Annotated in this window: 9 protein-coding genes; all 9 read right to left on the bottom strand. The window is 47.1% G+C overall.

What is annotated here, in order from left to right:
- Positions 1 to 232: 232 nt before the first annotated feature.
- Positions 233 to 838 (bottom strand): GAF domain-containing protein, encoded by a 606-nt coding sequence (locus JGK39_RS23115; protein WP_293252798.1) that lies wholly within the window; start codon positions 836 to 838, stop codon positions 233 to 235.
- Positions 839 to 1,059: 221 nt separating this feature from the next.
- A complete protein-coding gene (locus tag JGK39_RS23110) occupies positions 1,060 to 1,650 on the bottom strand; it encodes a YdcF family protein (protein ID WP_293252795.1) in 591 nt (196 codons plus the stop codon).
- Positions 1,651 to 2,397: 747 nt separating this feature from the next.
- On the bottom strand, positions 2,398 to 3,228 hold the full coding sequence (locus JGK39_RS23105) for a GUN4 domain-containing protein (protein ID WP_293252792.1): 831 nt from the start codon (positions 3,226 to 3,228) through the stop codon (positions 2,398 to 2,400).
- Positions 3,229 to 3,643: 415 nt separating this feature from the next.
- The gene (locus tag JGK39_RS23100; RefSeq protein ID WP_293252789.1) at positions 3,644 to 4,786 is read right to left on the bottom strand and encodes a hybrid sensor histidine kinase/response regulator; all 1,143 of its coding nucleotides are present in this window, start codon (positions 4,784 to 4,786) and stop codon (positions 3,644 to 3,646) included.
- A gap of 253 nt (positions 4,787 to 5,039) precedes the next feature.
- On the bottom strand, positions 5,040 to 7,703 hold the full coding sequence (locus tag JGK39_RS23095) for a GAF domain-containing protein (RefSeq protein WP_293252786.1): 2,664 nt from the start codon (positions 7,701 to 7,703) through the stop codon (positions 5,040 to 5,042).
- A 188-nt stretch (positions 7,704 to 7,891) separates the two neighbouring features.
- Positions 7,892 to 8,119, bottom strand: coding sequence for a hypothetical protein (locus JGK39_RS23090; RefSeq protein WP_293252782.1), 228 nt, complete (start codon positions 8,117 to 8,119; stop codon positions 7,892 to 7,894).
- 312 nt (positions 8,120 to 8,431) lie between these two features.
- On the bottom strand, positions 8,432 to 8,581 hold the full coding sequence (locus JGK39_RS23085; RefSeq protein ID WP_293252780.1) for a hypothetical protein: 150 nt from the start codon (positions 8,579 to 8,581) through the stop codon (positions 8,432 to 8,434).
- 188 nt (positions 8,582 to 8,769) lie between these two features.
- Positions 8,770 to 9,903: a glycosyltransferase gene (locus JGK39_RS23080; RefSeq protein WP_293252777.1), complete on the bottom strand. Its 1,134-nt coding sequence runs from the start codon at positions 9,901 to 9,903 to the stop codon at positions 8,770 to 8,772.
- A gap of 110 nt (positions 9,904 to 10,013) precedes the next feature.
- Positions 10,014 to 10,670 (bottom strand): DUF4291 domain-containing protein, encoded by a 657-nt coding sequence (locus JGK39_RS23075; RefSeq protein ID WP_293252774.1) that lies wholly within the window; start codon positions 10,668 to 10,670, stop codon positions 10,014 to 10,016.
- Position 10,671 lies beyond the last annotated feature (1 nt).

Here is a 10,671-nt window from a genome sequence, read left to right as displayed (position 1 = left end):
AAAAAGCCTCAAATGATTGCTATGCAATCATTTGAGGCTTTTTTGATTCTGAATTATTTTGAAATTAAATCCGATCGAATATCTGCGGAATGTGGGTTACAATCTTTATTGTTCTTGTGGGATGGGCGTCCCGCCCGTCCTTTAGAGACGGGCGGGACGCCCATCCCACTTTCCTTGTATAAATTATTTAATTTGCGATCGTTAGGACTAAAGTCCTCACTACCAACCTATTTTATGACGGTTGTGCGCCCCTCACACAAGCAACAGCCAAGGGCGAAATTTTTTCTGTAACTGCTGCAATAACTTGCCGGTCAAAGTCAGTCCAAACTCTGGGGCGATCGAAAATACAAGGCTGCAAAACCCCCCACAACAAGCCCTCAGCAGAAAGATGAGCGTGAATCAAAGCTCGATGTCCGAACTCTTTTGCCTCAAAATCTTTGTTAACAACTTCAGGATTTGCTGTTTCAACATCCTCAACAAAAATTGAAGGTTCAGTTCGCAATGCTGCCGCAAACAAAGGGTCTTCTTCCCCTAAAGATTCCGGTTCTTTTTTCCACTCCGCGTCCCTAACTTCGGGATAGTTCGAGTTGCGACGCCAGCAATAAGGTACTTTGCCTATGTGGGTTTCAGGATTGCGGAGGTAGAGAAAAACGCGATCGCAATTTAACACCTCGCCTAAAGCCGGCACCAAAGCCGAAAAAACAGCATCCGCAGTCTTGCTGTCACTCAAAATTTCCTCCAGAACTTGCGGCAGAATTTGCTTTGTCATTAACTTGCGCTCTTGAAGTTCACCTACAGATTTTAAACTACTAATCTTCTTCTCTGACGGATTTGTCATCAGCGTCTTCGCGGTTTGTGAAATCGCTATCAAATACAAGTTTTAAAAGTTTGGGGAAGGGAAAAGGATTTTATAGCAACCGCGCCCGACGTTTAGCACGTTCTCCAAGTCCACAAACATCACCTTTTCTTCCTTCTTCCTTCTTCCTGATGACTAATGACTGCTGACTGCTGACTACTGACTAATGACTAATGACTAATGACTAATGACTTCTTCCCTGTTTATTCAATCCTGGCTTGGCTGAAGTTAGCACCCGTATAACCGGTTGTCAGCCAAAGAATGGCTCTAGCGCCGTCGCGAAGAGCTTTTTGCACCGGTTCGGGGGTTCGCCCAGACGGAACTGCTACAGGCTTAAAACTAATCCCTCGACTGCCGAGCACGATTTCGCCGATAATCTGAGCTCGCCGCATATGATCGTCAGAAGTGATCAGATACACGCTCTCAATTCCTCTAGCTTTCAATTCATCTACCAGGGTGGTAAAATTTGTTACCGTATCCACGGCTCTGTAGTCTAAGTGCAGGCGATCGGACTTAATTCCCGCTTCTGAAAAGACCCATTGGGCGAACTCAGGATTGCTCCCAGAAGACACCCAAATCGGCAATTGAGGGTGCGATCGAGCAAATTTGGCGGCAAACACCTCTCGCTCCGTAGCCCCACCTAGAACCAACAAAGCTTGGGGTCTCTGAAATTCGCTCTTAAGCTGCTGATAGCCAAACCAAAACGCCATCAAAAGCCCTACTAGGAACCAAAAATTGGGTGAATTCCTCAAACGCCGGTAACGCCGCTTGTTTAAATTGATTCTTAACCACATCTAAACCTATAAAAACTTTATTTAGCTGACACAGGAACCATAACAAAAAATACCGCACGTACAACCCACTAACAGGAATTTAAAATTAAAATTTAAACAAGGGTCTGGGGATTTTAGATTTTGGATTTTAGATTTTAGATTGAATGTACAGCTTGTATTGGTTGCTGGAACTGGGGATTGGAGATTTGAGATTGAAGGTACAGCTTCTACTGAGGGCTTAAACTCAGGTATGAAATTTTTACTCTCTAGGACTCTTGTATTCCATCAAGTATGCGCGTGCGGGTCAACTGGTTAGCAGATATGCAAAGCAGAAGGATAAAACTTAGGGTTTACCTTTCTGCTTTTAATTGTTCTTGATTTTTAACGGGACTGGCCGGGTTCGAACCGGCGACCTAGCGCTTCAGATTTGTGTGAGTTTCCCCACTCTCCGGACTATTCCTTCACCGTAGGCTTGTAGCCTTTAGGTGGTGGCCGTATGTTTAGGAAGTGTGATAATTTTTACTTCCTAAAGCCAGTCTCTGCACCTTCCTTACCCAAACAAAGTTTAGATAAAGCTTGGCTCAAGATTACCGTATCTGCCGTCAGACTTAGGCTTCCTTGAGTTTGACCACATTCACTCCCAGAGTTTCCTCGCAGGGTGCCCGATTCTTCAGGAGGCGCTTGCTCTATCCATCTGAGCCACAGCCCCAGTTGCTGAACCGTTTCGATTATAACAGCTAATGGCGATTTTGAATTTTTTATTTGGGATTAGCGATCGCCCGCAGCAACTCTCCCGACAATGCGGGCAAAGTTTTCTGCTGCGGTGAGTTTACCGGCGCCGTAACAAGCGCGCTGTCTCCAGGCGGTAACGGGGAGGTGTCCGGGGGGAGCACTTTCGCTGAAGGACAGTTCGCTGTAATATTTCCAATTTTCCTGGACTCGCCAGCCGACTCGATCGCACAATTGAGTATAATTTCCGGCGGTACTTTCCCAAATCTGTTGTTGTACGGTGAATCCAAAGCGCCCGCTGCTGTGTTGTTGCCAAAGTTGGTCGATCGTGCGAAGGTCTGTAAGAGGACAACTGTCAATATCGGCTGCACTCAGCCAGCCTTCGTCTTCCCTGAGTGCGATTTGCAGCAAAATTTCCCAAGTATGTTCGTCTGCTTTGCGCCATTTTCCCGTTTCTAACAGCTTAGTCAGTTGGCGGTAATCCATCCCCACTTCCGAGATAGCGGGAGTTTGGTCTGGTAAGGCGCCGATTTTCTCTTCGAGTCGCAGTAAAGTGCTGGTAATGAATTCGGGATTGAGTTGTTCTAGGCGGTACAGAACCCATTCTAACTGAGATTGCAGGTACGCGCGGGCGATCGCACCTTGCTGCAATTCCTGTTGCAACTCGTCAAATCTGGCCGACCATTTTTGTTGGTGGCGGGCCGATTCCCACATTTTTTTTGCCCACTGCAATCTAACTTGTTCTTGTTTTAAATAAGTTTTGGAAAGCTTGGCTTGTGGCGGGTAGGGAGTCAAATCCCAGCCGCAAATCGAGCAAAAATCCGAGCTTTTTTCTATGTATTCAGCACCGCACACTGGACATTTATACATATTGAAGTAAATTCGGTTGCCAAGTAATTATATGACATCTGCCTAATATTTTTCCGCTTGTATTGCTAGCCCCGACATCGGACGAGCGATATCATTTAGTGTCAAATAGGTTTGTAGTGCGGACTTTAGTCCGAGCCAAAGAAGGACTAAAGTCCTCACTACGAACCTGTTTTTTTTACGTCTCTCCACCACTATAAAATAGGTTGGTAGTGCGGACTTTAGTCCGAGCCAAAGAATGAATAAAGTCCTCACTACCAACCTATTGTTCTTATTCGTGATTGACATAATTTGATATGAGGCGGCATTTATGGCGGGTGTGGGTCAGTTTTGAGATGGTAATTTTGGTCAAAAAATCTGCCACGCTTATTGAAATTATCTGCATTAACTTGGGTTAATCTTCGGTTTCTCTATCACTCTAACAAGGCAAGCGAATAGTAAACAAACTGCCCTTACCCAACTCGGATTTGGCCTCGATGGTGCCGCGGTGAGCTTCGACTATTTGGCGGCAGAGGTGCAGTCCCAAACCTGTGCTGGATTTCTTGTGAGTTCCCGAGCCAAACCTTTCAAATAACTTGGCTTGTTCTGTGGCAGAAATGCCGGCGCCGGTGTCTTGGATTTCCATGATTACCCATGCCAGCGGTTGGTTTTTGAAGCTCGTATAAGCGGGTGAATTGGCAGCTTTTAAGCGGACATCTATTGATCCGCTGTCGGTAAATTTGATCGCATTTCCGATTAAATTTGTCAGCAAGCGGTGCAGTTCCAGACGATCGCCCGGATACTTGGCAATTGGAGCACTTTCTGCACTTTCACTCAAGTCTAAATTCACCGACAAATTTTTAGCATCGGCTAGGGGAGCGAGTTCTTCGGCTACCTCATTAATAAGCTGGCGCAAGTCCACGGGAGCGAAACTGAGGGATTTGCGCCCTGCTTCGTAGCGGTAGACTTCCAGCAGCATATTTACCATCGCGATCAGGTTTTTGTTGCTGCGAACCATTGTCCCGAAAGCGTCGCGCATGGGGAGCGAGATTTCTCCCAAAGCTCCCTGCTGCATTAAGGTGAGCATGCGATCGGCTGCTACGAGGGGCGTCCGCAAGTCGTGGGCGAGTCGGGAGACAAAATCTTCGCGCTGGAGGGCGATCGAATTTCGTTCGTCTACGCTGTGTTTTAGCCGCAAGAGCGATCGCACCCTTGCCAGCAGTTCGTCCATTTCCACGGGTTTGCGGATAAAATCGTCTGCGCCCATGTCGAGTCCCTGGACTACGCTGGCGCTGTCGTGAGCCGTGATCAGCAAAATCGGGATAAAGGGCAATTCCTTATTTTGTCGCATTCGCTGGGTGACTTCGTAACCGTCCATTCCCGGCATCATTACGTCTAGCAATACCAAATCGGGGGCTGACTTGTCGATTTGGCTCAGGGCCGAAAAGCCGTTCTCGGCCGTGCTAATTTCGTAACCTTCTTCTTCCAGGATTGTCTGCACTAACAAAACATTATCTGGTGCGTCATCTACCACCAGAATGCGATCGGCTTTTGTGGCATTCGGAACAGATAAATAGTTCATTTAATTGTTGGCATGGAAATTAATACTAACTTTAATCTGGCATCCGATTTATGTTTTCACATTTTTCCACTTCTTAACTCTGTCATAAGGAAGATCTAGCAGAAGGAAGAAGTCCGATGGAAGTCGGAAGAAGGAAGAGGCAATAATAACTCATGTTTGGGCCCTCAAGAATGTCCTCACCGTCTTAGGGGTTGCTCTCTCAAAACTTTATCCAATCTTTTTACTTTTTGGCACTCGAATGTGATATAATCTACTACTTTGTTGTCATAGTATGCACGCCGTCCCAATCCTCAGGCGGGGGTAATTCCAAGTAGCTGAGGGATCGCTCGATCTGAACTTCCACAGGTCGATCGCTCGGTCGCATAGCTAAAGCCGCCTCAAAATAATTAATAGCTTGCTGAAAATTTCTAGCAATATAAGCATGGCGGCCGTTATTGTAAAGTTCCAAAAACCGAACGGTTTCCGCGTCGAGGGGCTCGGAACTAATTTGCAACAACTCGTAAATCCCGACCGGCTGATTTTTGCCCTTAACCCGCACCTTGTCCAACTCTCGCACCCAAATCCGTTCGCGGCACAAATTGTAGGTAAATTCGCTCAAAATTATATCGCAGCCGTACTCCTTTGTAAGCTGTTCCAAGCGGGAACTCAAATTCACCGCATCTCCGATTACGGTGTAATCCATCCGCTTTTGGGAACCAATATTTCCCGAAACCACCTCTCCAGAACTAATCCCAATTCCGAAGCGAAACGGATCGGCGCCTGGGCGAGAATCATTAAACTCTTTCAAACGCCGGCGCATATCTAAAGCCGACTGCACCGCCATCCAACCGTGACTTTCCGGGGGATTGAACGGCAGGGGCGCGCCGAATACGGCCATTAAAGCATCGCCGATAAACTTGTCTAAGGTGCCTTCGCAGTGGGAAACGGCTTCCACCATCGTCTCAAAATACTGGTTCAGTAGGGCCACAACTTCCGATGCTCCCAGATTTTCGGTCAGGGTGGTGTAGCCGCGAATGTCGGAAAATAAAATAGTAACTTCTTTGCGTTCGCCCACCATCAGGGAGCCTTCGCCCAAGGCCATGATTTTATCTACGACTCCGGGAGTCATGTAGCGAGACATTGTGGTTTTCATCCGCTTTTCGCGGCTGATGTCTTCGAGTACCACTAAACCGCCGCGCACGCCGCCTTCTGGATTGATCAGCGGGTTGACAGTTAAATTCAAACTGCGTTCAATTAATTTAATTCCAGAGCTGGAGATGGGCAGGGGACAATAAGGATGGTACAAGGCAGAATTGGGCAGCGAAAATAGAGATTGGGAATTAGCTAATTCTGCCTGCGCTACTTCCTCAGTCCAGGCGTTGTTTTCGCCCCAAGCGTAATACAAATTGGGGTCATTGGGATCGGGCACGGCCAAAATGTAACTTTCTGTTTCTGCTTCTGTTTCTGTTTGTGCACAACCACCCAGCGTTGTTTCCACCAACAGTCCCACAGTTAAATTTTGTTCGGGAACGTAAGATCTGGCAGCCTTGTGGAGACTGTCTTCGACTCGAAATTTCAAATTTTCGATCGGCACAACTTCCCAAACATAGCGATCGATCAGTTTATCTTCCCAAATCCGGAGATTGTGTTTGCTTTTATCTTGATTTACCGGACAGCCCAACAATTCCAGCGCGGCTTCGTTAATCGTGACAATCCGTCCCTGCAAATCGGTGGAAATGACTGCATCTGAAAGACTTTGCAGCATATCTTTTTGATACTGCTTTTCCACCATCACGTTCTGAAACAGTTGAGAATTTTGCAGCGCCATTCCCGCTTGGGAATTAAATGCTCGCAAAAACTCTTCGTCGGAAGTAGTGAAAGTGCCTTGATTTTTATTAATTAGCTGAGTCACCCCGATCAGCTCACCTTTAGCGTTATGCACCGGCATACACAAGACAGTGCGAGTGCGGTATCCCGTGTGCTGGTCTGTAGATGGGTCAAAGCGGGGATCGTCGTAAGCATCTGTAATATTTAGAGTTTGACCGGTCGAAGCTACGTAACCTGCAATTCCCTTATTAGCAGGAATGCGGATTTCGACCATTGTTTTGCCGTCGGCCTTGGCAACTTTTGTCCAGAGTTCGTTGGCTTCCCGATTTAATAAAAATAGCGTGCTGCGATCGGCTTGCATCAAGTCCCGAGCTTGATCCATGACGGAGCGCAAAGTTGTTTCCAAGTCAAGACTTTGACCCAAAGTTGTGGTTGCTCTCAAAAGTGCGGCAACCCCTCGCTGGTTGCGGGCCACGACGTAGAAAGATTGACAGCTTTCGAGAATAATCCCGATCGAATCTGCAAAAGCCTGAAACTGCTGTTCGTCTTCCTCGGTAAACGGGACATTGCCAGCTTTATTTAAGAGTCTCACCACCGCTACGGGTTCGTGCTGGCTCTTGCTGCTAAAAATCGGCATGCAGAGGATGGTCTCAACTTGGTAGTTCGGCGGTTCGTCTACTTCGGCATTAAAATGCTCGTGTTCTCTACCATGCGCGACATTGAGCGATTTTCCAGTAGTTGCTACGTAGCCTAAAATGCCTGCATCCATCGGCAAGCGAATTTCTATATCTTCGCCCGTGAGTCCATCAACTGTTTTGTGCCACAGTTGATTTTTGTTGGCATCTACCAAAAAAATTGTTGTCCGGTCTGCTTGCAGAATTTGACCAATTTTGACAGTGAAGGCATCTAACAGTTGCTCTAAGAGAGTTTCGAGCGCTTCATTGTTAATCAGGTCCATCGCCCGGATAAATTGCTGAAATTCAGCCGTTACAAAGTCCAGCAGGCACACTAATTCAGTAACTGGCAGGCTCTTAACACGGGAGGTCAATGCCCCCATAAAATTAACTTGAGTCAGTGTAGCCAGAACGCTACCAGCATTGGAGAATGTCATGATTAACTGCTTGCTCAGAGGGGTAGATTGACCGGCTGGTCGATCGCGGTGCTAGATGCTGCGGTGCAAACTGTTTAAGTTGTTTGCTTTTCAACTCAGCATTCGATTGTCGCTTCGATCAATAATGGCTTCATTGTTTGGCGGATTAAAGTTCAGTTTGCTTGTTACAGATGCTCGATCTTTTTTTGTTACAACCTGGATACTGATGAGGGTTCGCCAGTTAAAGTTGAAATTGACTTGTGAACCCTGCCAGTCTGAAAATTAGCTAGCAGGCTGTCGATCGCGGGCAATGTAGATTTGACACTCTGTGCTCGGCTGCTGCGCGGTGTAAATGTTTTAGCGCGATCGGCGACCGGTATTTGGTCTGGTGAAGGGCGCTCGTCTCCCCACCCGCGAAGCCTTCCAAAGCTACTCATGGTTTAATAGTAAACGCAACAGATACATTTCACCCGCCACAAGCTGCTAATCAACCTCTACTGTATATAGCACAGCCTGGGGAGCTTACGTCCACCCTGGATGCGGAGGTATCTCTCAAAGCCTTTAACACAATGTTAAAAGCGCTATTGAAATGTGGATGTCTCCACATTTGTGTATCTACACCAACGTCACCAACGATCGACACATCCATAGATGGTTGATGTTTCAACCCTTGTTTAAAACGGTATGCAGTTGATCTTTCCCTGATATTTTACCGTGTTTTGTTAGGACATTCCACCAACTCAACTACTTTACCAATACAGCAGGATAGCTACGGCGATCTGAGCACCAAAAAAGTTCGATCGATCTTTGAGGACATCCCTCCTCGCCAGAAACTGCCTCGCGAGGGCAGCTAAGCTGTCGGTAATCTTTGACCCAGATTCGCCACCCTCAACTGTCACAATCGGTTTTTACTTATTTTTATCGACCTATTAAGCTATAAATTATACTTGTATGCCGTATTTTGGCGGATATCAATTGGAAAAAGGCATAATTTATCACTTAAAAAATCGATTTCTCTAAGTAATTATACTGTGTGACACCCTAGGGTGCGGAATCTAGGGTTTAAAAGCGCCACAGCTTTTGAAAATTAAGCGGCAGAGGCCATGGACTGGGCAAATACGACTGATTGATAGTAGCGCCGCAGTTGTGCGGTGGCGGCGGCCCAACCCCAGCGTTCGGCTTCAGAGCGAGCGTTTTGGCGGAGGGTTTCCCGTTCTTCGGGATTCGCAAACAGGCGCTGGGTGGCAGCCACTGCTCCGGCTTCATCGGTGGGGTCAAATAAATAGCCGTTAACACCGTCTGTGACAATATCGGGAATTCCGCCACTGCGAGCCGCCACTACGGGCGTCCCCGCAGCCATAGCTTCTAGGAGCACTAAGCCCAGGGTTTCGGTACGGGAGGGAAAAATGAAGGCATCAGCAGATGCGTAAGCAGAAGCCAATTCTTGCCCCTTGAGGTAGCCAACAAAATTTGTGGGGGTGCCGGCAAAATATTGTTCGAGGTTTTGCCGGTGGGGGCCGTCTCCGACTAGGGCGAGGCGGGCGCCGGGAATGGCTGCGAGGACTGGTTTAATGGATTCGATTTCTTTTTCGGCACCGAGGCGGCCGACGTAGAGGAGTAAGGGGCTATCTGGGTTATTTTCAGAAAGGCGCGATCGCATTTCTCGACTCGCCAATTCGGGGACAAACATTTCAGTATCAACACCCCGCTGCCACAAGTCTACGCGATCGATGCCATGAGTTCTCAACTCATCCACCATGGCTGTAGAAGTGCAGAGATTTAATTCAGCTTGATTGTGCGCCCCTTTGAGCAATTCCCACAGCAAAGGTTCGAGCATTCCAAAACCGTAATGGTGCAAGTATTTAGGTAAATGCGTGTGGTAAGAAGCCAAAATTGGAATATTAAACTTTTTGCCGTAATATATCCCGCCCAATCCCAAAATAGCGGGATTGACAACATGAATAAGATCCGGTTTAAACTTCTGTAATTGTTGACCTATAGCCGGACTGGGCAGTGCCATTTTCAGTTCCGGGTACATGGGCAAAGGCAAACCCTCAACACCGTAAACTCGGGCACCTTTGTATTCTGTAATTCCGTAATCTGGAGAAAATATCAGAACTTGTTCGCCCGATCGCTGCAAGTGATCTACAGTGTGAATCAGGCGAGTGACAATGCCGTCTATTTTCGGCCAAAATGTTTCAGTGAACAGAGCAATTTTCATAAAACGAAGGAAGTTCGGCAACGGATTCTGTAACGGATGTAACGGATGTAGGATGAAGGCGCTTCGGCTTCCCTCAGCCTAAAAAGAGGGAAGAGGGAAGAAGGCTTTAGTTATTCTTTATATATTGTTGGCGAAATCGCTACTCCCAGTCTTTGGCAAATGTCGGGGTTAGTAACAGGATACACTGTCTCACGGGGAGTGAGTAATTGCGGGCGGTCGTCTCCTTTATATTCGTGTTGCTGTCGCACGAATTGGGAAATATCTTCGATATTCACAATCCATTCTCGCGCGTAATTTGCCAAAAAACTGCCGCGCAAGCCTAGTTGAATTGCCCGCCGTTCCAGTTTCGCGCCACTGGGATGGTGGTCTGGATCCCATTGCAGGCGTACCAATGAATTTTTAACAGCTTGTTTCCATTGTTTTTCGCTTCCGTACACTTGTGAAACGAAATTGGAATGAACGGCCGATGCTAAAATTTCGTCAAAGGCGGAACGTTTTAGCCAAATAGCCAAAATTATTTCTTGTCCGGGTTTTGTTCCCCATTCCGATCGATACATCATCCAGAGAAAGTTCGGCTTAATCCAACTCATGCGATTCAGGCTGAATTCACCGCCGAAATAACCATTCTCTGCTGCAAAAAGCCCGATCGCCGGACGGTAAGCTTGATAGACAACAACAGTATCATCGTCAAATTGTGCTAAAATGTGCCGACCTGTATTCGGCCACCGAATTTTTTGGTTTAAGTAAGATTCTGTCAGCAGCTTCATC

Source organism: Microcoleus sp. PH2017_12_PCY_D_A, assembly GCF_020738565.1.
GTDB lineage: Bacteria > Cyanobacteriota > Cyanobacteriia > Cyanobacteriales > Microcoleaceae > Microcoleus.
The sequence above is the reverse complement of the archived record's forward strand: the minus strand, read 5'-3'. Positions and strand labels throughout refer to the sequence as shown.

Bases quoted from the DNA above. Each gene is read 5' to 3' on its own strand.
- JGK39_RS23115 (WP_293252798.1), bottom strand. From the start codon at position 838: ATGACAAATCCGTCAGAGAAGAAGATTAGTAGTTTAAAATCTGTAGGT.
- JGK39_RS23110 (WP_293252795.1), bottom strand. From the start codon at position 1,650: ATGTGGTTAAGAATCAATTTAAACAAGCGGCGTTACCGGCGTTTGAGG.
- JGK39_RS23105 (WP_293252792.1), bottom strand. From the start codon at position 3,228: ATGTATAAATGTCCAGTGTGCGGTGCTGAATACATAGAAAAAAGCTCG.
- JGK39_RS23100 (WP_293252789.1), bottom strand. From the start codon at position 4,786: ATGAACTATTTATCTGTTCCGAATGCCACAAAAGCCGATCGCATTCTG.
- JGK39_RS23095 (WP_293252786.1), bottom strand. From the start codon at position 7,703: ATGACATTCTCCAATGCTGGTAGCGTTCTGGCTACACTGACTCAAGTT.
- JGK39_RS23090 (WP_293252782.1), bottom strand. From the start codon at position 8,119: ATGAGTAGCTTTGGAAGGCTTCGCGGGTGGGGAGACGAGCGCCCTTCA.
- JGK39_RS23080 (WP_293252777.1), bottom strand. From the start codon at position 9,903: ATGAAAATTGCTCTGTTCACTGAAACATTTTGGCCGAAAATAGACGGC.
- JGK39_RS23075 (WP_293252774.1), bottom strand. From the start codon at position 10,670: ATGAAGCTGCTGACAGAATCTTACTTAAACCAAAAAATTCGGTGGCCG.